The organism is Haloarcula sp. H-GB5, from assembly GCF_054850705.1.
In genome coordinates this window covers 230158-249061 of the sequence record NZ_JBTWBG010000001.1, presented here as the reverse complement: position 1 = coordinate 249061, position 18904 = coordinate 230158, and the positions used below count along the sequence as shown (strand labels likewise).

21 protein-coding genes and 1 tRNA gene are annotated in these 18904 nt (G+C 61.6%); 12 read left to right on the top strand and 10 right to left on the bottom strand.

Annotated elements, in window-relative coordinates; all coding sequences use genetic code 11:
- Positions 1-6: 6 nt before the first annotated feature.
- Both ACYJ11_RS01330 and ACYJ11_RS01325 read right to left on the bottom strand, forming a co-directional pair.
- Positions 7-360, bottom strand: coding sequence for a hypothetical protein (locus ACYJ11_RS01330; RefSeq protein WP_461646462.1), 354 nt, complete (start codon positions 358-360; stop codon positions 7-9).
- Between the two features lie 266 nt (positions 361-626).
- Positions 627-701: transfer RNA gene (locus ACYJ11_RS01325), tRNA-Val, on the bottom strand.
- A 178-nt stretch (positions 702-879) separates the two neighbouring features.
- Here ACYJ11_RS01325 and trpD point away from each other — a divergent pair.
- Genes trpD through trpG form a run of 4 tightly spaced genes read left to right on the top strand, consistent with a single transcriptional unit; the run spans position 880 to position 4770 of the window.
- Entirely contained in the window at positions 880-1875 is a 996-nt protein-coding gene (gene trpD / locus ACYJ11_RS01320; RefSeq protein ID WP_461646461.1) for an anthranilate phosphoribosyltransferase, read from the top strand.
- Positions 1872-2516, top strand: coding sequence for a phosphoribosylanthranilate isomerase (locus ACYJ11_RS01315; protein WP_461646460.1), 645 nt, complete (start codon positions 1872-1874; stop codon positions 2514-2516). The genes trpD and ACYJ11_RS01315 overlap by 4 nt, the downstream gene beginning before the upstream one ends.
- Positions 2513-4150 carry an anthranilate synthase component I gene (gene trpE, locus ACYJ11_RS01310; RefSeq protein ID WP_461646459.1) on the top strand — a complete coding sequence of 546 codons (1638 nt, stop codon included), beginning with the start codon at positions 2513-2515 and terminating at the stop codon, positions 4148-4150. Before ACYJ11_RS01315 ends, trpE begins: the two co-directional genes overlap by 4 nt.
- Complete coding sequence (trpG, locus tag ACYJ11_RS01305) at positions 4147-4770, top strand: anthranilate synthase component II (RefSeq protein WP_461646458.1); 624 nt, start codon at positions 4147-4149, stop codon at positions 4768-4770. The genes trpE and trpG overlap by 4 nt, the downstream gene beginning before the upstream one ends.
- Here trpG and ACYJ11_RS01300 read toward each other — a convergent pair.
- Positions 4767-4955 (bottom strand): hypothetical protein, encoded by a 189-nt coding sequence (locus tag ACYJ11_RS01300; protein ID WP_188979117.1) that lies wholly within the window; start codon positions 4953-4955, stop codon positions 4767-4769. The genes trpG and ACYJ11_RS01300 overlap by 4 nt on opposite strands.
- Positions 4956-5086: 131 nt before the next feature.
- On the opposite strand from ACYJ11_RS01300, the gene ACYJ11_RS01295 reads away from it, so the two are divergent.
- On the top strand, positions 5087-5287 hold the full coding sequence (locus ACYJ11_RS01295) for a hypothetical protein (RefSeq protein WP_005538182.1): 201 nt from the start codon (positions 5087-5089) through the stop codon (positions 5285-5287).
- A 114-nt stretch (positions 5288-5401) separates the two neighbouring features.
- Here the strand turns inward: ACYJ11_RS01295 and ACYJ11_RS01290 are convergent, their stop codons facing one another.
- Both ACYJ11_RS01290 and pyrF read right to left on the bottom strand, forming a co-directional pair.
- On the bottom strand, positions 5402-6370 hold the full coding sequence (locus tag ACYJ11_RS01290) for an outer membrane protein assembly factor BamB family protein (protein WP_461646457.1): 969 nt from the start codon (positions 6368-6370) through the stop codon (positions 5402-5404).
- A gap of 391 nt (positions 6371-6761) precedes the next feature.
- Positions 6762-7595, bottom strand: coding sequence for an orotidine-5'-phosphate decarboxylase (gene pyrF / locus ACYJ11_RS01285; protein WP_461646456.1), 834 nt, complete (start codon positions 7593-7595; stop codon positions 6762-6764).
- Between the two features lie 121 nt (positions 7596-7716).
- On the opposite strand from pyrF, the gene ACYJ11_RS01280 reads away from it, so the two are divergent.
- Positions 7717-8199, top strand: coding sequence for a hypothetical protein (locus ACYJ11_RS01280; protein WP_005538186.1), 483 nt, complete (start codon positions 7717-7719; stop codon positions 8197-8199).
- 58 nt (positions 8200-8257) lie between these two features.
- On the opposite strand, the gene ACYJ11_RS01275 is transcribed toward ACYJ11_RS01280, so the two are convergent.
- Together ACYJ11_RS01275 and ACYJ11_RS01270 are read right to left on the bottom strand one after the other, a co-directional pair.
- Positions 8258-8602, bottom strand: a complete 345-nt coding sequence (locus ACYJ11_RS01275) for a hypothetical protein (protein WP_461646455.1) — start codon at positions 8600-8602, stop codon at positions 8258-8260.
- Positions 8602-9042 carry a DUF2240 family protein gene (locus ACYJ11_RS01270; protein WP_461646454.1) on the bottom strand — a complete coding sequence of 147 codons (441 nt, stop codon included), beginning with the start codon at positions 9040-9042 and terminating at the stop codon, positions 8602-8604. The genes ACYJ11_RS01275 and ACYJ11_RS01270 overlap by 1 nt, the downstream gene beginning before the upstream one ends.
- A gap of 90 nt (positions 9043-9132) precedes the next feature.
- On the opposite strand from ACYJ11_RS01270, the gene ACYJ11_RS01265 reads away from it, so the two are divergent.
- Positions 9133-9504, top strand: coding sequence for a 30S ribosomal protein S8e (locus tag ACYJ11_RS01265; protein WP_053968944.1), 372 nt, complete (start codon positions 9133-9135; stop codon positions 9502-9504).
- A gap of 55 nt (positions 9505-9559) precedes the next feature.
- On the opposite strand, the gene ACYJ11_RS01260 is transcribed toward ACYJ11_RS01265, so the two are convergent.
- A complete protein-coding gene (locus tag ACYJ11_RS01260; protein ID WP_005538194.1) occupies positions 9560-10558 on the bottom strand; it encodes a phosphate uptake regulator PhoU in 999 nt (332 codons plus the stop codon).
- 309 nt (positions 10559-10867) lie between these two features.
- On the opposite strand from ACYJ11_RS01260, the gene ACYJ11_RS01255 reads away from it, so the two are divergent.
- From ACYJ11_RS01255 to pstB, 4 genes are read left to right on the top strand one after another with little or no spacing between them, the layout of a single operon-like run.
- Positions 10868-11875: a PstS family phosphate ABC transporter substrate-binding protein gene (locus tag ACYJ11_RS01255; protein ID WP_461646453.1), complete on the top strand. Its 1008-nt coding sequence runs from the start codon at positions 10868-10870 to the stop codon at positions 11873-11875.
- Positions 11876-11926: 51 nt separating this feature from the next.
- The gene (gene pstC / locus ACYJ11_RS01250; RefSeq protein ID WP_416006883.1) at positions 11927-12859 is read left to right on the top strand and encodes a phosphate ABC transporter permease subunit PstC; all 933 of its coding nucleotides are present in this window, start codon (positions 11927-11929) and stop codon (positions 12857-12859) included.
- Between the two features lie 19 nt (positions 12860-12878).
- Positions 12879-14579, top strand: a complete 1701-nt coding sequence (pstA, locus tag ACYJ11_RS01245) for a phosphate ABC transporter permease PstA (protein WP_461646452.1) — start codon at positions 12879-12881, stop codon at positions 14577-14579.
- 3 nt (positions 14580-14582) lie between these two features.
- Positions 14583-15482 (top strand): phosphate ABC transporter ATP-binding protein PstB, encoded by a 900-nt coding sequence (gene pstB / locus ACYJ11_RS01240; protein ID WP_188979128.1) that lies wholly within the window; start codon positions 14583-14585, stop codon positions 15480-15482.
- A gap of 22 nt (positions 15483-15504) precedes the next feature.
- Here the strand turns inward: pstB and ACYJ11_RS01235 are convergent, their stop codons facing one another.
- Both ACYJ11_RS01235 and ACYJ11_RS01230 read right to left on the bottom strand, forming a co-directional pair.
- Entirely contained in the window at positions 15505-16350 is an 846-nt protein-coding gene (locus tag ACYJ11_RS01235; RefSeq protein ID WP_461646451.1) for a TatD family hydrolase, read from the bottom strand.
- Positions 16351-16403: 53 nt separating this feature from the next.
- Positions 16404-16850, bottom strand: a complete 447-nt coding sequence (locus ACYJ11_RS01230; RefSeq protein WP_005538204.1) for an NYN domain-containing protein — start codon at positions 16848-16850, stop codon at positions 16404-16406.
- A 163-nt stretch (positions 16851-17013) separates the two neighbouring features.
- Here ACYJ11_RS01230 and ACYJ11_RS01225 point away from each other — a divergent pair, with 163 nt between their 5' ends.
- Positions 17014-18807, top strand: a complete 1794-nt coding sequence (locus tag ACYJ11_RS01225; protein ID WP_461646450.1) for a sensor histidine kinase — start codon at positions 17014-17016, stop codon at positions 18805-18807.
- Positions 18808-18904: the final 97 nt, after the last annotated feature.

Genomic DNA, 18904 nt, shown 5'->3' with positions numbered 1-18904 from the left:
GGGACGCTACGAGGACCGGACCGTCTCGATATACGACTCAAATTCGTCCGTTGCCGACAGCGCTTCGAGTACCTCGTCCGGGTCGCCAGACAGTTCGTAGCCTGGCCGTCCTTTCCCCGTCGCCGACTCCGTCTTTTCGTCGCTCAGTAGTCCCTTGTCGGCGAGTCGGCCCAGCGTCGAGATGACCTTCTGGCGCTCGACACCGCCGAACGGCTGTCGGTCGATATCTGCGAGGTGCGCTTTCATTGTCTGTGTCACGTGGTATGAGTGGACCGGCGTTTCGCCGGCTGTTTCGAGTTCTGCAACCGCCAGTAGGACGAACTGTTCGAATGCGTCCGCCGACTGGACCTGATCTCTCATATGGATGACTCTAACGCGGTTAGGGCAAGAAACTATGGGACGACGGTGTCGGCCCGCTGGCCTTATTTCGACTCTGACGGCCTAATGGTCTTATTTCGGCACTATCGAAACGCATCCGTGTCGAAACCACTGACTCAACGACGATAGAAGTGGGTTCGGGAGGATTGTGACCCACGTCGAGACGGATTCACTTGTACACGACTCGTCTAGTGCGAATCCACCGGCCGCTGTCGACTCGCTTCGCTCGGGAATAGCGACAGTAGAAATGGGTTCGGGCGGATTTGAACCGCCGGCCTCCTCCATGTCAAGGAGGTGTCATAACCGACCTAGACCACGAACCCTCACTGCGAGGTACACCACAATGTTTCCGGTGGGTATAATTGAAGGTTTCGAATTCCGTATCGCCACGTTGTCTGTTGATTGCCCACACATATACGTCAGTGAGTAAGGGTCCCGATAGGCTTAAGTCAATGTACGGATTTGTACATCACAACACGAAAGAGTTCATTGGTGAATACAATGCAAGAGTATATTGAACGCGTCACTGACGGTGATGACCTGACACAGGACGAGGCTCGGGCCGTTGCGACGACTGTTTTCGAGGATGCAACCGAGGCACAGATCGGTTCGCTCCTGACGGCACTGCGGGCGAAAGGGGAGACGGAGGCTGAGATAGCCGGCTTTGCTGAGGGGATGCGCGACGCCGCACGGACCATCCGGCCCGACCGCGAGGGCCTTGTCGACACCTGCGGGACCGGTGGCGACGACTACAACACAATCAACGTCTCGACGACGAGTGCCATCGTCGCTGCTGGGGCTGGCGTCCCCATCGCCAAACACGGCAACTACTCTGTCTCTTCATCTTCGGGGAGCGCCGACGTGCTCGAAGAGGTCGGCGTCGACATCGAGGCCGAACCGCCGGACGTCGAGGAGACGATCGAACGAGACGGCATCGGCTTCATGCTCGCGCCGGTGTTTCACCCGGCGATGAAGGCCGTCATCGGCCCGCGAAAGGAACTCGGGATGCGGACTGTGTTCAATATTCTCGGCCCACTGACGAACCCTGCCGACGCGGACGCACAGGTGCTGGGCGTTTACGACCCGGACCTCGTGCCCGTGATGGCAGAGGCGCTGGCCCGACTGGATGTCGAGCGGGCGCTGGTCGTCCACGGCGACGGCCTTGACGAGATCGCCATCCACGGCGAGACGGTTGTCGCAGAAGTCACCGGCGACCGGATCGCAGAATACACCATCACCCCGGAAGACATGGGGCTCAAAACACGTGATATCGAGGCCATATCCGGGGGATCGCCGGAAGAGAATGCCGCCGACCTTCGTGGCATCGTCACGGGCGAAGTCACCGGCGCGAAGCGGGACATCATCCTCGCCAACGCCGGCGCGGCCATCTACGTTGCCGGTGTCGCCGATACGCACGAAGCGGGAGTCGAACAGGCCCGGCAGGCCATCGAGTCGGGCGCGGCGGCCGACAAACTCGAAGACCTGATCGGGGCATGACGCGCGTGAAAATCTGTGGCGTGACGGGCGAAGAGGACCGCGACGCCGTCGTCGCGGCCGGCGCTGACGCGGTCGGCGTCATCCACGGCGTCACGGTCGATACGCCCCGCGAGGTCAGCGAGGGGACGGCCGAGACGCTCGTCGGCGGCGTCCCGCCGTTCGTGACGAGCGTGCTGGTGACGATGCCGACGACGGTCCAGGAGGCCGTCAGGCGCATCGACAGGATCGAACCTGACGCGGTGCAGGTCCACGATAGCCTCTCGCCGGCGGAACTTGGAGCTCTCGACAGCCGGATTACCCAGAACATTGTCGCTGTGGTCGAGGCAGGCGAGCCAGCCATTGGAGACTACGCTGCCCATGCCGACGCCCTGCTTGTGGACTCGGTCGACGCCGACGGCGGCGGCGGCACGGGCGAGACGCACGACTGGGAGCGCACGCGAGACCTCGTGGACTCGCTTGACGTGCCCGTCGTGCTGGCCGGTGGTCTGACCCCCGAGAACGTGGCCGAGGCCGTCGAGACGGTTGAGCCGTTCGCCGTCGACGTGGCGAGCGGCGTGGAGTCCGCTGGCGGCACGAAAGACCACGACACGGTCAGGCGGTTCATCCAGAACGCCAAGCAAGCGTCGGAGGGCGCAGTATGACCCTCGATATCTCCCGCGAGGAGTTCATCGAGCATGCCAAGGCAGACCGCCCGGTCGTCGTCCGCACCGCCGCCGAACTCGATGTCGATGTGGAGCCGTTGACCGCATACGCAGCACTGACCGGTCGCACGAGCGACGTGGCCGCAAACGACTACACGTTCCTGCTGGAAAGCGCCGAGAAGGTCGCCTCCAGCGACCCTGACGGCGCGTTCGCGCCGGAGACGGACGACCGACACGCCCGCTTCTCCTTCGTCGGCTACGACCCGCGCGCCGTCGTCACGGTGACCGGCGACGAGAGCGAGGTCGAGGCGTTCGACGACCGCTACGCCGACCTCGTGACGACCAACGGCGGCGACGTGGTCGACGACCTCCGGGCGGCGATGCCCGACGTGGCGCTGCGGAACTTCCCGGCGATGGACCGCCAGCACCTCGAAGGCGGCCTCGTTGGCTTTCTCTCGTATGACGCCGTCTACGACCTCTGGCTCGACGAAGTCGGTCTGGATCGGCCCGACTCACGATTCCCCGACGCCCAGTTCGTGCTCACCACGTCGACGGTCCGGTTCGACCACGTCGAGGACACTGTTTCGCTCGTGTTCACGCCCGTTGTCAGGCAAGGCGAGAACGCCGGCGAGCGCTACGACGAACTGGCCGCCGAGGCCGAGCGGGTCGAGGACGTGCTTTCGGACCTGTCGCCGCTTTCGACCGGCGGCTTCCGCCGCGAGGACGAGATCGCCGGGCCGCAAGACGAGTACGAGGATGCCGTCGAGCGCGCCAAGGAGTACGTCCTCTCGGGAGACATCTATCAGGGCGTCATCTCCCGAACGCGGGAACTGCATGGTGAGGTCGACCCGCTGGGCTTCTACGAGGCACTTCGGGCGGTGAATCCCTCGCCGTACATGTACCTGCTGGGCTACGACGACCTAACCATCGTCGGCGCGAGCCCGGAGACACTTGTCTCCGTCGCCGGCGATCACGTCGTCTCGAACCCCATCGCGGGGACGTGCCCGCGTGGGAACTCCCCCGTCGAGGACCGCCGGCTCGCCGGCGAGATGCTCGCCGACGGGAAGGAGCGGGCCGAACACACGATGCTTGTCGACCTTGCGCGCAACGACGTGCGTCGGGTCGCCGAGGCCGGGAGTGTTCGGGTTCCCGAGTTCATGAACGTCCTCAAGTACAGCCACGTCCAGCACATCGAGTCCACCGTGACGGGGCGGCTCGCCGAAGACAAGGACGCCTTCGACGCCGCCAGAGCGACGTTCCCGGCGGGGACCCTCTCGGGTGCGCCGAAGATCCGCGCCATGGAGATCATCGACGAACTCGAACGCTCGCCGCGTGGTCCCTACGGCGGCGGCGTCGGCTACTTCGACTGGGACGGCGACACCGACTTCGCCATCGTGATCCGCTCGGCCACGGTCGAAGACGAAGGCGACCGGGACCGCATCACCGTCCAGGCCGGGGCCGGCATCGTCGCGGACTCGGACCCCGAAAGCGAGTACGTCGAGACCGAGCAGAAGATGGACGGCGTATTGACGGCGCTGGAGGAAATCGAAGATGGGCCGGTCGACGCGGCTGGAAGTGCTGACGACGCCGAGGCTGCGACCGGAGCCGACGGCCCCGAGGAGGTGACCCGATGAGCCCGTCACAGCCGGCTGCTGAGGCCCCCGTCAGGGACGACCTCCGCGTGTTGTTCGTGGACAACTTCGACTCCTTTACGTACAACCTCGTCGAGTACGTCTCCGAACACGCCGAGACCGAGGTCGTCCGAAACACCGCGACGCTCGACGACGTCGAGGCGTTCGACCCTGACGCAATCATCCTCTCGCCGGGTCCGGGCCACCCGAAGAACGAACGGGACGTCGGTGTCACGCTCGACGTCCTCCGGGAGGTCAGCCCCGATGTGCCGACGCTGGGCGTCTGCCTCGGCCTCGAATCGGCGGTGTACGCCTACGGCGGTACTATTGGCCGCGCGCCGGAGCCGGTTCACGGCAAGGCGTTTCCCATCGACCACGACGAGCAGGGTGTCTTCGAGGGACTGGAACAGGGATTCCAGGGCGGGCGCTACCACTCGCTCATCGCTGCGGACATTCCCGAGGCGTTCGTCGTCAGCGCGACGACGGAAACCGAGGACGGCACGGAACTGGTGATGGGCGTCCGCCACCGCGAGTACCCTATCGAAGCCGTACAGTTCCATCCCGAGTCAGTCCTGACCGCGGTCGGCCACGACGTGATCCGAAACTTCCTCGCAGGTCTCTAGATGACCTGAAAGCCGAGCATTCCGAGTATCCAGAGGACTGCGACGGCGATGATAGCGATGATGACGAGCCGCCACGCCACCTTCATAACGAGCCGACCGACCAGTAATACCACGGCGATAGCCAGCAAGCCGACGAGTAACGCTGGCAGTGACGGAAGCGATCCGAGCTGGAGGAGTGGCAACATAGTACAGATAGGAATGGCCACGGGGAAATACTTCGTGGCCAGCGGGGAGAGTGTCCCCGGCATGGGCTCGCCGAACTACTCCGGGCTCACGCCGGCAAAGATTCAAACCGTCAGCTATGCTATTCGATAGCATGAGCGTAGCCGGACTGTGTGAACTCTGTGAGCGCCCCGACGTGGATCACACCTGCGACAGGTGTGGGCGGCTCGTCTGCGACCGCCACTGGGACGAGGACACCGGAATGTGCGTCGAGTGCGGCGCGGAGGTCGGCCAGCCGGGCGACCGGACGTCGCCAGAGAATATGCCTGATGGCGTGGACACGTACCGCTTCTGAACTATCTTGATTCGGAGGGAGAATCTCGCCAGCCACTGCAGGCACAGATGGACCGACGTGAGGCGTGACTGGGCCGAGTGCAGCGCCCCGCCGTTCGAGTGATACGGAACGATGTCAGCGTTCGATGGCGTACATATACCCGTCGTTGCTGCCGAAGTAGACAGTGTCATCGGTGAGGAATGGTTTGGAGAACACAGCATTGCCGGTTTTGACTGCCCACTGTTGTTCTCCAGTCTCAGCGTCAAAGGCCCGCATATAGCCGTGCCGGTCACCGACATACACTATGCCATCAGCAACCCTTGGATTGCTGTTAAGTGGCCCTTCTGTTTCGTCGGTCTGCCAGCGGACATCGCCCGTGGCTGTATTCACAGCATAAAAGACTCCAAGATGATTACCGAAATAGACGGTCTCATTCCAGACAACTGGGGCAGAATTAATATCAAGATCAGTTTCCAGTGACCAGAGCAAACTACCGTTGTGACGGTTCAGTGCGTACAGCGTGGCGTCAGTTGACCCGACAAAGACATGATCCCCAGCAACTGTAGCGTCTGCCCAGATCTTGTCCTCAGTCGAGAAGTCCCACAAATGCTCACCAGTTGTAGCGTCAAGCGCGTACAATGATTTGTCACCACTTCCTACATACACAATCTCGTCGTGTACAGTTGGACCTGCCCCGACACGACCCTTGGTCAGGTACTCCCAATGCTTGTCTCCTGACTCGGCATTGAGTGCGTAAATGTGGTTATCGGAACTTCCAAAATACACTGTTCCATCATCAACGGCTGGACTACTGGTGATATCGTCGCCAGTTTCGAAATGCCAGCGCTCCGTTCCGCTGGAAGTTACTGCGTAGAGGCTATTATCTCGACTGCCAAAATATACGGTATTGGCAGTTACTTCTGGGCTCGACCAGATTTCACCATTGGTTGCAAACCTCCAATTAAGTGACCCATCAGCTGGCTCTAATGAATACAGATGGGTATCACCGCTTCCAACGTAGAGTTGGCCATGCCTACTGCGTACTGCGGTGGGGACACGGCCGTTTGTTTTATATCGCCACCGAAGCCGCTGTGGCTCAGGCACACGGTTGCTCTCAACGCCTTGATTTCGGCCCTGGAAGGAAGCGTAACAGCCGGCGCTCCCAGCCACACCGCCAGCGATTAGCGTCAAAGTTTTCCGTCGGGTGTATGCCATGTAAATTCTTGGTTATACTCAGTTGTTCCGTAGAGACGGTGTAGAGGGTTCTAGTTTAGATTTAGTTCATCAGTTAGTGAGTGTAAAATACCTTCGGTTGATCCGAACGATTGCTTATCCGGGTCCTCACAGTTTCGTTCCCCTTAGTGTCGATTTTCAGGGAACAGAACGAGTGGATCCGGTGACGCTCGGCGTTTCCACACTTAGCTGGTGCTCCACACGTGTGGAAAGCCGCCATGTCCTCGAGCTTGGTCCCTCTCTGTCTACGGTACGGTGGCTGTCACCGGAACTGATTCAGTCGCTGCTTGAGCTGTTTGGCCGACTGTCCGGCGGCCTTGAAAAACGCGTCGCCGGAGTCGTCCCGCCGCGTGTCGGCGTCCTCGCCGGCGAAGATGATACCCCGAGAGGAGTTGACGAGGCCGACGCCGTCGGCGAGGCCGTGCTCGACGGCGGCCTCGGCGTCGCCGCCCTGCGCCCCGACACCGGGAACGAGAAACGGGATGTCCGGGACCAGCTCGCGGATCTCTTCGAGTTCGTCGGGGTTGGTCGCGCCGACGACGAGACCGACGTTCCCGTTGCCGTTCCAGAGGTCCGCGAGGTGGACAACCCGCTCGTACAGCTTCTCGCCGGAGGCCAGTTCGAGGTCCTGGAGGTCCTCACCACCGGGGTTTGACGTGCGCCCGAGGACGAACACCCCCCTGTCCGCGCGCTGGAGGAACGGCTCCAGCGAGTCCCGGCCGAGGAACGGGTTGACCGTGATAGCGTCGGCCGCAGGCCCGTCCTCGTCGTCGAGAATCTGGGCGTACTGCCGCGCCGTGTTGCCGATGTCGCCCCGCTTGGCGTCCAGCAGGACGGGCACGTCCTTCCCGTGTGCGTAGGCGATTGTCTCTTCGAGGGCACGCCAGCCGTCGGAGTCCTCGTAGAAGGCCGCGTTCGGCTTGTAGCAGGCGGCGTGTTCGTGGGTCGCGTCGATGATCCGGCGATTGAACTGCCAGCGCGGGAGGTCGGCGCCCAGTACGCTTTCGGGGAGGCGGTCGGGGTCCGGGTCGAGGCCGACCGACACCACGCTGTCGGCGGCTGCGATGCGGTCCTCGAGACGGTCGAAGAAGTGCATAGATACCGCGGCGGTTGGCAGCGATACAAGCGTTTCCTTCTCGCGTCGTAGGCCACGCCCTCGGAATCAGATTTGATATTTTTGCCCCGGTCTATTTTACACCGCAGGTAGAAGCCCGCTCATGGACCATTTCATGGATGTCGGCCACGTGGCCGAGACCCTCCCGGACCTGAGCGAAGCCCTGGAAGACCCGCGGCTACGGCAGTTCGGGCTTGTCGGCGGCGTCGGACTCGTCGGCGTCGGCGCGCTGCTGTCGCTCGCGCCCGCGTCTGGGCAGTGGCTGTTCTGGTCGTACGCCGTCGCCGCGACGCTGGTGTTCATCGGCGTCCCGCTGCTGTGTCTCGGCCTCGCCGCTCCTGACCCGGAGCCCGGGTCGCTGTTCCATCTCGGCATCGAACTGACGACGACACAGCGCCGGGCCGTCGCGCTGGGCTCGCTCTGTATCACCGTGACGCCGATCGTCATCGCCATCGGAACGCCGCTCGGCCTCCCGACGCTGGTGCTCGCTATCGCTGCCGCGACAGCGGTACTCGGTTCCGTGCTCGTCCTCACCGGCTTCGTCGCATGGACGTCCGCGGCTATCGCCGATCCGAGCCGTCACTGATTGCAGGTATTTCAGCTGGAGCCGAAGCCAACCGTTTCTTTCCGTCCGGAGAACTGTCCTACCCCGAGAGAGTCTCCTCCAGCACGTCGACCGCGGCTTTCACCGCCGCGCCGCTGTGAACGACAACAGTTGCCCCGTTGGTCGTGATATCGTCACGCTCCGGGACGGTTGCGGGCTCCTCGTTCAGGAGCAGGCGGGCCGTTTCCGGTGTCACCTCGACGACTGCCACTTCGGTGTCGTCAGCCGTCACGCGGTAGGCGAAGGCCCCCTCCGGCGTCGGGTCCACGTCCCTGTCCGCATCAACGACGGACACGTCGGCAAGCGGCCCGCGCTGGAGGCCGGTCAACTCCGAGGCGAGCAACTGTCCGATCCGTCGGCCGTCAGTGATTCTATCTTTGACCATTAGAGTTCCTCCCGAACGTCAGCAGCGATGGCTTCGACGTCGACGCCCTCACTTCGTGCGTACACGACGGCCGCCGTCTCCAGTGTCACGCCGATGTCGGTCTGGAGCGCGTTGATACCGGCGACGGCGGTCTGTTTCTCGATGCCGGCCTCGACGACGGCGTCGAGTACCTGCTCGAACGTCGACCGCGACTGCAGGATTTCCTCACCCGGCGTGAAACCGTCCGGGATATCGGTGTGCGTGGCGTCGAAGGCGACCACGAGGTCGTCGTCGTCCCGTTCGACCAGTCCCTCGCTTGCGGCCACGTCGACCAGCGTCTTGGCCTGGTCGGGCGAGAACCAGTTCCGGTCCAGCGAGAGCGCGACAACGAACTCACTTTCCGCCATCCGGTCGGTTCCACGCTGACGGAACGGCGCGGCGACGGCCGTCTTCAGACTCATCGTCAGAGCAACCGGTCGGCGTGGGGGTAACGATTACGATGACGAGTCGGCATCGAACGGTTCAAGTAGCCGCTGGGTCTTCCTTCCCGTATGAAAGACCAGGGACGCTCCCCTCGCAAGCGGACAGGCGGCCGCCGACGACCGAACCACAAGAAGAAGAAACACGAGCTCGGCAAGGATACCGTCGAGACGCAGGTCGGCGAGCAGCGACTGAAAACTGTCGACTCCCGCGGTAACACCCAGAAGGTCCGTGCGGTCAAGACCGACGTTGCGAGCATCGCTGACGGCGCGGAAACCATCGAAGCGACTATCGAGAACGTCGTCGAGAACCCGTCGAACCCGAACTACGCCCGGCGAAACATCATCACGAAAGGCGCAATCCTCGAAACCTCCGAGGGACGTGCCCGCGTGACCTCCCGTCCCGGGCAGCACGGGCAGGTCAACGCCGTGCTGGTCGAGTAATCCGGCACGCAATCAGCTTTTTCAGCTGTTCACCACTTCGGAGCGACAGCGTCGACTATGGCCGCGGAGCTGCCTTCTGGAGCGCGCTTTCGGCAATGTTGCCGCCGTAGTCGGCGGTCCGGGACAGCGAGTCGACCACGCGGCCAAGTAGCTGTGCGCTCTGTGGGTCTAGCTCTCTGACTTTTCCATCGACCTCACGGGCGGTTTCATCGACTTCGGGGATACGAGAGCGAGCCTCGTTTGCCAGTTCCACGGCCTCGTCGTTGTCGTCAGCTAACAGCGCATCCATCGCGGTTTCGGGGACGGCAATGGCCTCGGTTTCCAACTGGTCGAGAAGGTCGGCTGTTTCACCGGTGATTTCGTCGATCTCCTGTGAGAGGCCGGCGATCTTGGTTGCGTGGTCGGCGATACGTTCGAGTTGCCGGGCGCTGGACTGGTAATCGAACACCGTCTCGCGTGGGAAGCCGATCTCGTTGGCAGCCGTCGGATTGCGAAGGACGGTCCGGAACACACGCGAAACCATGTACCAGAGCCGGTCCACGTCGTCGTCGCGTTGTATCACGTCTTCGGCGAGGTCGTTGTCATCTTCGATGAGCGCCTCGACAGCATCGGAGAGCATCGTTAGCGACACCAGCCGCATACGCGTAATGGCGTTGAGAACGGAGAGTTCTGAGGAGTCAAGCAGGTCCTGCAGAACGACTCGGTCGGCCGTCTCCTCGATCATCTCTAGGCCGACCAGTCCCTGTGTTGCATCGCGGATGATACGCCGCTGTTCGGCCGTTATCCGGGCGGCTTCCAATCGGATGATATCGAAGCCGCTGACGTACATCGTCATCACCGCCCGCGTGAGTTCGTGTCTGTTTTCGAGGCCAGTCACGTCGAGCGTTCCCTCGACGTGGTCATCACCGTGTTGTGGCGAGACCAGTAACAGGTCGTCTTCGGCGTAAAACTCGACGATACTTCCGCTCTCGACGCCGTTCTCCGTCGCCCACTCCTTCGGTAGTGAAACAGTGTACGTGGACCCGCCCGTCAACTGTACTTTGCGCGTCTCCATAGTACTCTGAATACGCGCTGAGGATTTATAAAATATACTGTGACTATATATCAACGGTCGGAACTCTGACTTGCGCTGTCATGGAATCACGACCCACGATGCGGGCACTCAGCCAAGTGGTCTGCTAGCAATATCATCCCGATGATTGTTGCCCAGATCGGGTCGAAATCGGCTTCAGACAGCTGTTACGCCGTCTTCGGCGTGTAACAGGGTAGCGCCACATAATAATATATAGCAGTATATAGCGTTTATATCTGGATATAGGGCTAATAGTAGGGTACTTATCCGCTCTGTAACTTCCAACAGGTGATGACAGATTCACCGAGCGGTGGTCTCTCTCGCCGTCGTTTTTTGACAAGTTCTGGTGCAATCGGGACACTGGCGCTGGCTGGTTGTGTCCAGAATACGAGCCGTGGCGACGGCAGTGGCTCCGATGGCAGTGGGTCTGACGGGAGCTCCGACGGACTTTCGGGGCAGGTCATTATCAAGGGCAGCAGTACCGTGTTCCCAATCTCCGACGCGATGGCTGAGGAGTTCATGGAGGAACACGGAAACGTCAACGTGACCGTCGACTCCACAGGGAGTGGGGGCGGCTTCGAGAACTGGTTCTGTCCCGGCGACTCCGATATCAACGGGGCTTCCCGCCCCATCAGCGACGCCGAGATAGAGCAGTGTTCGGGCAACGACGTCGAGCCTGTCGAGTTCGAGATCGCGGGCGATGCCCTGACCGTCGCGGTCAACAACGACGCCGACTGGGTCGACTGCATAACCTTCGACGAACTGCGCCAGATCTGGAGCGACGAAGCGGGAGTCACGAACTGGTCGGACGTACGCGACGAGTGGCCCGACATGGAGATCGAACGCTACGGCCCGGCGTCGACGTCCGGGACGTTTGATTACTTCAACGAGAACGTCGTCGGTGAAGACACCGAACACACGACCGAGTACCAACCGACGGAGGAAGACGAGACTATCGTCAAAGGGATCCGTGACAACGAGGGTGGGATAGGGTATTTCGGCTTCGCCTACTTCAACTCCAACTCCGAGGCGGTGAAAGCTGTCGAAGTCAAGGCCGAGGAAGACGGCGAATGTACCGCCCCGAGCCTGGCAAACGCCAAGGACGGCTCGTACCCGCTGGCCCGGCCGCTGTTCATTTACGCGGCCGAGTCAGCGCTTCAGCGAGAGGAAGTGTACGAGTTCATCGAGTTCTACCTCGAGCAGGCCGAAACCGATATCGTCCAAGATATCGGGTACGTGCCGTCGAGTGCCGAGCAGCGCGACGAGAACCTCGAAAAGCTGGACGAGGTCGCTGGCTAACACAGTATAGAATCGGCTTACTCACATGGATACATTATTGGAGACAACACAATGAGCACCGAGACGCCCGGGCCGGATATTACGTCCAGACCGACCGGACGTGCAGCACGCGAGCGTATGTACCGATATGTCTTGCTCCTGTGTGCTGCCGCGTCGATTCTCGTCACCGTCAGCATCGTCGTGTTGCTCGCACGCGACGCGATTACGTTCTTTACGCTGGTGAACCCGGTCGACTTCTTCACCGGAACGGAGTTCCTCATCAGTCGGAACGTCTACGGGTTGCTCCCGCTGTTGAGCGGCACGCTGTTGGTCACGGTGATCTCTGCCGTCATCGCACTCCCGACGGGCGTCGCGGCCGCAGTCTATCTCAGCGAGTACGCTAGCGACCAGATGCGCTCAGTGCTGAAACCGGGGCTGGAAATTCTGGCCGGTATCCCGACAGTCGTCTACGGTATCTTCGCGCTCGTGTACGTGACACCGTTCCTCCAGACCATCGGGCTCCCGGTCAACACGTTCAACATCCTCAGCGCTTCCATCATGGTCGGTATCATGATTATCCCAATGGTCTCCAGTCTGAGCGAGGACGCGATGAGCTCTGTCCCGGACTCGCTACGACAGGCCGGCTACGGGATGGGTGCGACGAAGTTCGAGGTGACTACCGGCGTCGTCGTCCCCGCGGCGGCCTCGGGCATCTTCTCCTCGTTCATTCTCGCCCTGTCGCGGGCTATCGGCGAGACGATGATCGTCGTCGTCGCGGCCGGCAGTCGACCACGGATGCTGAACCTCTCGGACCCGCTCGCGAACCTCTTCCAGGGATACCAGCCGATGACGGCAGCAATGGTCCAGATCAACAGCGCCGACAGCGTCAGTCAACTGGGCTTTACCAGTCTCTTCGCTATCGGCCTGACGCTGTTCGTCATCACGTTCCTGTTGAACCTGCTGAGCAACCGAATCGCGGCGCGCTACCGGGAGGAGTACGAATGAACACTGGGGGACTGAACTGATGGCAACACGAGAACCTGAAACGGGCTGGCACGGGGAGAACAGCGACGTCAACCATCTGCGGGGGCGTGCCTTCGAGGCGACCTGTCTCGCGGCAACCGCCTTCGGACTCGTTTCAGTCCTGCTCCTCCTGCTGTTCGTCGCCAACGACGCGTTTCGGCCCTTCTCGGCGGACGCAGGGTGGCTGGCGACCTACGCCGCCACCGTAGTGGTACCGCTGGCTGCACTGGCTGTTTATTACTATCGTCTCGACGAACCGGCCGGCGAGGTCGCCTACGTCACCAGCGGACTTCCGGTCGTTGGACTGCTGCTCACAGGCGGGTTTGCGGTGCTGTTCATCGAACTACTCTCCGTGCTTGAGTGGTTCGCACTGCTCATCTCGCTGGTCGTGGCCGGCGGCCTGATCGTCGCACACGGCCGACTGCGGCCGAAGGCTGCGCTCGAACGCCTCGCCGTGGTGCTCCTCGCCCCGATTATCACGGTGTTCGGGCTGCCACCCGCCAGATTTAATTGGTTCGTCACCGACGCCGCCGCGGCGCTCGGCCTCGATTTCGGGCTGTACTATCGCGTAATAAGCCTCCGAGAAGCGATTCTGATGCTCCCGTTCGTGCCCACGGACTGGGTCATGCTACTCCTGACGCTCGTGCTCCCGATCGCCGGTGCCGCAGGCTGGTTCGTCGAACAGCGGCGCGAGTCACGGCGTGACGGCCTGACCGTCGTCGGGCTGACGACAGCAGTGGCGGTACTGGGTGTCGTCGCTGGGCCGCTACTCGGAATTGGGACTGACGTGTGGCTGCTCATAGTCACGTTCGCCGTACTCCCGCTGGGTGTCTACGTCGAAGGCGTGGTCCGTCGTGGCGAGGGTGTCCGTGGCCTCGCCTTCCCGGTCGTCGCCGTGCTGGGCGTGGTCGTCGGCGGCGTCGTCACCGGTGCACTTGGGTTCGCCGGACCGGACCCCTGGCTCGACTGGGGGTTCCTGACGAGCGCGACCTCCCGGACCGCCGCTGATGCCGGTATCTACCCTGCGATGGTCGGCTCAGTGATGATGATTATCGTGATCGTCCTGACTACTTTCCCGGTCGGTGTCGGGGCGGCGATTTACCTTGAGGAGTACGCCCCCTCACAAGGATTGATGGGCAAGTTCGTCACGCTCATCGAGATCAACATCGGGAACCTCGCCGGTGTCCCATCGGTCGTGTACGGCCTGCTCGGACTGGCGCTTTTCATTCGGGTGCTCCAGTGGCCCCAGGGGTCCATCATCGTCGCTGGCCTCGCCGTTGGCCTGCTGATACTCCCGATCGTAATCATCTCCGCTCAGGAGGCAATCCGATCCGTTCCCGACTCGTTCCGACAGGCGTCCTACGGAATGGGAGCGACCCGCTGGCAGACGATCCGTCAGGTCGTCCTCCCCGAAGCACTTCCAGGCATTCTGACCGGAACGATACTGGCGCTGGGTCGGGCTATCGGCGAGACGGCCCCGCTGCTGATGATCGGGGCGGCGGCGTCGGTCCGGCTCGCGCCGAACAGCTTCTTCGACGTAGCGAGTATGATGCCCCGCCAGATCTTCTCGTGGTCGTCGGAGCTGGACCCGGCGTTCCGCCACGGCGTGCTGGCGGCCGGCGTAATTACACTGCTTGCGGTGTTGCTGGTGATGAACGCGACAGCGATTGTCATCCGGAACCGGTATCAGCGAACAGGATAATTCATGACAGAGAACGAGATGACGAGCAACGACAGTACCGAGCCCACACCGACTACTGAAACGGCCGCGTCGTCACCGGACCCGTCTGGCGACCCCCTCATCGAACAGTCGATCGACGTAGAGGGAACCGGCGACACCGCGGGCGAGACGGGGAAGCCAGTCATCGAGTCCCGCGACCTGAATGTGTTCTACGGCGAGACGCAGGCGCTACAGGGGATCGATCTGGCCATCCCGGAAAAACAGGTGACGGCCATGATCGGCCCTTCCGGCTGTGGCAAGTCCACGTTCCTGCGGTGTATCAACCGCATGAACGATCTCATCGACGCGGCGCGGGTCGAGGGAGACCTCTACTTCGAGGGGAAGAACGTCTACGATGCCGACGTGGACCCGGTGGCGCTGCGGCGACGCATTGGGATGGTGTTCCAGCATCCGAACCCCTTCCCAAAGAGCATCTACGACAACGTCGCCTACGGCCTCCGGATTCAGGACCAGACGGAGAACATCGACGAGAAGGTCGAAACGGCGCTCAAGCGCGCCGCACTGTGGGACGAAGTCAAAGACCAACTGGACAAGAGCGCGCTCGATCTCTCGGGCGGCCAGCAACAGCGGCTCTGTATCGCCCGCGCCATCGCCGTCGACCCGGATGTCATTCTGATGGACGAGCCGGCGTCGGCGCTTGACCCGATCGCCACATCGAAGATCGAGGACCTCATCGAGGAACTGGCCGAGGAGTTCACTGTCGTTATCGTTACTCACAACATGCAGCAGGCGGCTCGTATCTCCGACAAGACGGCTGTCTTCCTCACTGGCGGCGAGCTCGTCGAGTTCGACGATACAGACAAGATCTTCGAGAACCCCGACAGCCAACGCGTCGAGGACTACATCACTGGCAAGTTCGGATAGCCGTCTCTCGCAGCCGTTTTTGTCACCGCTCCAGCGTCGCTTCCGTGTCGATACCGTACACCGCTTTCGGTGTCTCGACGTGTGCCGTTCTGACCGCGTCCTCGTGCCCGTTTTCAACTAGCCAGCGGACGCGCCGCGGCACAGTCTTCGGTCCAAGCACCGCGCCGGGGCGGTCCGGGTCGTCGATGTAGTCCGTCTCCATCAGGAACGGCTCGTCAGTCTCGACCGCGATCTCCAGTTCGTCTTTGTCTGCAAGTACTGATTTGACCGGGCCACGGAGTTGACCGCCGGAGTAGTGTTTGACGACCTGCGTCCGGTCGAGGCCACGATCTTCGGCCCAGCGAGCGACTGCTTCGAAGTCTTCGCCGCCTTCCGTATGGAGCTGTATCGCACAGCCCACGTCGGCGGCGCGTTCGAACCCGTGACACATCACTTCGTTCGAGGCCTCCCAGACGGCGTCATCCACGTCGTAGTGCGGTCGCCCGGACTTCATCGCGAGCGCGTCGCTGTTATCGACGTACTCCGCCGCCACGTCGAGGCCGGTCTGCATGATGTCCCGCGCCTCCGGCGGTGCGTAGCCGCCGTCGACGAGCTTCGAAATCAGCGCCGGGTGGACACCGAGGACGGGCCAAGCGCGACCGTCCAGCACTTCAGTCGCAGCGGCAGCAGCTTCGACAGTGAGGTCGAACACCTCACGGAAGATCGCCTCGTCGGTGCCCTTCTCGACGAGATGCCACGACGGCTTGTTGAGCACCAACAGGTGGGTTCCGCCCTGAGACGCGAACTCCTCGGCTGCCGCGACGTTCCGGCCGTTGACCGGGTCGAGATGGAGGTGGTTGTCCAGTACCGGCGTGTCGTCGATATCCATACGTGCTCAATGGTACTGGCCAAAAAAACAGTTGGCGTCATGGGCTTCAAACCCTAGAGCGTCACTGCATCTTCGGCCGCGTTGCGTAACGCGTCGGAGCGGCCGTACTCACCCGGCGCGATAGCGACCGTTTTGACCCCCTCCCGTGCGGCCACTTCCAGCGCCGGCTTGAAATCCGTATCTCGCGAGGCGACGGCCAGTACGTCGATCTGTCCCGAGGCGACGGCATCAGTCGCGTCAACGGCGAGCCGGACATCGACGTCACCGCTGGTGGTTCGAACCTCGAACCCGCGAGCCTCGGCGGCCTGGATGAGTCCCGGCGAGGCGTTCTGGTCGACGTAGAGGCGAGTGACTGCCAGCGGGCCGTACTCGGCTGCGATATCCCGGACCTCGTCCAAATCGACATCGAACTCGGACCTGAGTACGTTCGGACCGTCGACGAACAGCCCGACGCGCTGTCGCGAGTCTTTCTCTTCGAATAGCCGACGGAGCAGCTTCATGCGCCTCTTTCCCCGCCCAGGCCGCTTATGCGTGCCGCTTCGTTCTGTAAACTCTTCACCGCTATATAGAATGATGTGGCACAAAACTTAGGACGATACCTCCCACACACTACAGACACATTTCCATGCGGAGTCGGCCAGCAACAAGCACAGGATTAGACATATGAGTAAAGAATCTCTGCACGATCAAGACGTGCTAAACGGGCTTTGTGAGATAATCTCCGATCCGGCTATCGTCCTAGACGCCAACGGCGTCTTTGTCGACATCATCCACAACGCCCACAACGGGGCATTATTTTTCAAAGAGCCGGATGCACTGCTGGGAACGGACCTCTGGGATATTTTCTCTACAGCACAGGCTGACCAGTTCTACGCGATTATCGAAGAGGTCTTAGAAACAGGTGAACAGCAGCACATCGAGTATCAGCTATCGCTCGATCACGGGGAGCGATACTTCGAGGCTCGTGTCACGCCAGTCGGCGGTGATAGCGTTGGGCGGGTGCTATGGCTGGCGGAAGATATCACGCAACGGAAGCAGCGGCGAGAGAAGCAAGCCCTCATCGAGCGGGTGTTCGAGGTCAGTCCGGTCGGCATCGTCGTCGTAGAGCGGTCCGGCAGGATTTCGCTGGCTAACGATCGCGCCGAGGAGCTACTCGGGCTCGAACGCAAGGAGATCACTCGGAGACAGTACAACCAACCGGAGTGGAATATCTTCTACGAAGACGGGACCCCGATCCCTGAATCGGACCATCCAGTTACGCAGGTGTTCGAGTCGGGCGAACCGGTGTTCGGATTCGAGCACTGGATAGAACTCGACGACGGGAGCGAGCGGTGGCTTTCGAGCAATGCCGCGCCGATACTGGGTGATGACGGGACCATCGAGCGCGTCGTCGTTGGTCTGGACGACGCAACGAGGCTGAAACAGCGGGAGGAACAACTGGAATGGCTCGTCGGGACCGAAACCCTGGCTGACGTTGGCGGGTGGGAGCTCGATCTGGAGACGGATATGATAGAGGGAACTGCCGGGATGAAGCGCCTCTATGGAACGCCGGAGTACAATCCGACGCTCGAAGAAGCCATCGAGCAGTACCACCCCAACGATAGAGCGGCCGTTCGCGACGCTATCGAGACCTGCCGTGAAACTGGCGAACCGATGGAACTGGAGGCACGCCGCCAGACCGCTGACGAAACCGAGCGCTGGTTTCGACTCCGGGCGGAAAAAACTGTCCGGGACGGGACGCCGAAACTGCGTGGCATCGTTCGTGACATCACACAGGACAAAGAACGGGAGCAGCGGCTCATGGTCATGAGTCGGATTCTCCGGCACAACATCCGGAACAAGCTGACCGTGATACGAGGTAATTCGAGACTCCTCAAAGAAGAACTCGACTCGTCTGATTTCTCCGTTGACGCTGCTAGTGGACACATCGATAGAATCGAAAACGCCTCGAAAGAGCTTGACTCGCTGGCCGAGCGCGCACGGACGTTTGATCGGGCTATCGAGCGCGACCTCCGTGATGGCACACTTCACCTCCAGCAAGCCTTCACCGATATCCGGGACGAATTCACACCGCAACACCCCGAAGCGACCATTGAAGTCGTACCGACCGACACAGAGGTATCGGGTGACAGGATGGCTATCGACCTGATACTGGAGATTCTCGTCGAAAACGCCATCGAATACAGCGACCTACCCGATCCGAAAGTCAAGCTTACCGCCGAAGAAACGATGACAGGCCAAGTGATAGTCAGCATCGATACCGATGGATCTGCTATCCCAGATATGGAACGCAATGTCTTGGCCTCAGAAACCGAGGGGCCAGTGGCACACAGCCGTGGACTCGGACTGTGGGCAGTTACGTGGCTCGTCCGACGCCTTGGTGGGTCTGTGACAATCGACGAGGACCACGACGAAACGCGGGTCGAACTCGTGTTCCCGGTGGCACGAAGCGAGTAACGGGCTGACCGCTAATTTTCGGTTCTGCTCTTGCCGTCCATATGCCACAAAAGCCAATTTGATATCGTGGTATATGATTTATCAGCGACGCCACAGG

What these genes read in the sequence shown, in the direction of transcription:
- trpD (WP_461646461.1), top strand. Translation starts at nt 880, where the DNA reads ATGCAAGAGTATATTGAACGCGTCACTGACGGTGATGACCTGACACAG.
- ACYJ11_RS01230 (WP_005538204.1), bottom strand. Translation starts at nt 16,850, where the DNA reads ATGAAGCTGCTCCGTCGGCTATTCGAAGAGAAAGACTCGCGACAGCGC.
- pyrF (WP_461646456.1), bottom strand. Translation starts at nt 7,595, where the DNA reads ATGCACTTCTTCGACCGTCTCGAGGACCGCATCGCAGCCGCCGACAGC.
- pstA (WP_461646452.1), top strand. Translation starts at nt 12,879, where the DNA reads ATGGCAACACGAGAACCTGAAACGGGCTGGCACGGGGAGAACAGCGAC.
- ACYJ11_RS01255 (WP_461646453.1), top strand. Translation starts at nt 10,868, where the DNA reads ATGACAGATTCACCGAGCGGTGGTCTCTCTCGCCGTCGTTTTTTGACA.
- ACYJ11_RS01315 (WP_461646460.1), top strand. Translation starts at nt 1,872, where the DNA reads ATGACGCGCGTGAAAATCTGTGGCGTGACGGGCGAAGAGGACCGCGAC.
- ACYJ11_RS01330 (WP_461646462.1), bottom strand. Translation starts at nt 360, where the DNA reads ATGAGAGATCAGGTCCAGTCGGCGGACGCATTCGAACAGTTCGTCCTA.
- pstB (WP_188979128.1), top strand. Translation starts at nt 14,583, where the DNA reads ATGACAGAGAACGAGATGACGAGCAACGACAGTACCGAGCCCACACCG.
- ACYJ11_RS01300 (WP_188979117.1), bottom strand. Translation starts at nt 4,955, where the DNA reads ATGTTGCCACTCCTCCAGCTCGGATCGCTTCCGTCACTGCCAGCGTTA.
- ACYJ11_RS01275 (WP_461646455.1), bottom strand. Translation starts at nt 8,602, where the DNA reads ATGGTCAAAGATAGAATCACTGACGGCCGACGGATCGGACAGTTGCTC.
- pstC (WP_416006883.1), top strand. Translation starts at nt 11,927, where the DNA reads ATGAGCACCGAGACGCCCGGGCCGGATATTACGTCCAGACCGACCGGA.
- ACYJ11_RS01235 (WP_461646451.1), bottom strand. Translation starts at nt 16,350, where the DNA reads ATGGATATCGACGACACGCCGGTACTGGACAACCACCTCCATCTCGAC.
- ACYJ11_RS01295 (WP_005538182.1), top strand. Translation starts at nt 5,087, where the DNA reads ATGAGCGTAGCCGGACTGTGTGAACTCTGTGAGCGCCCCGACGTGGAT.
- trpE (WP_461646459.1), top strand. Translation starts at nt 2,513, where the DNA reads ATGACCCTCGATATCTCCCGCGAGGAGTTCATCGAGCATGCCAAGGCA.
- ACYJ11_RS01260 (WP_005538194.1), bottom strand. Translation starts at nt 10,558, where the DNA reads ATGGAGACGCGCAAAGTACAGTTGACGGGCGGGTCCACGTACACTGTT.
- trpG (WP_461646458.1), top strand. Translation starts at nt 4,147, where the DNA reads ATGAGCCCGTCACAGCCGGCTGCTGAGGCCCCCGTCAGGGACGACCTC.
- ACYJ11_RS01270 (WP_461646454.1), bottom strand. Translation starts at nt 9,042, where the DNA reads ATGAGTCTGAAGACGGCCGTCGCCGCGCCGTTCCGTCAGCGTGGAACC.
- ACYJ11_RS01225 (WP_461646450.1), top strand. Translation starts at nt 17,014, where the DNA reads ATGAGTAAAGAATCTCTGCACGATCAAGACGTGCTAAACGGGCTTTGT.
- ACYJ11_RS01280 (WP_005538186.1), top strand. Translation starts at nt 7,717, where the DNA reads ATGGACCATTTCATGGATGTCGGCCACGTGGCCGAGACCCTCCCGGAC.
- ACYJ11_RS01265 (WP_053968944.1), top strand. Translation starts at nt 9,133, where the DNA reads ATGAAAGACCAGGGACGCTCCCCTCGCAAGCGGACAGGCGGCCGCCGA.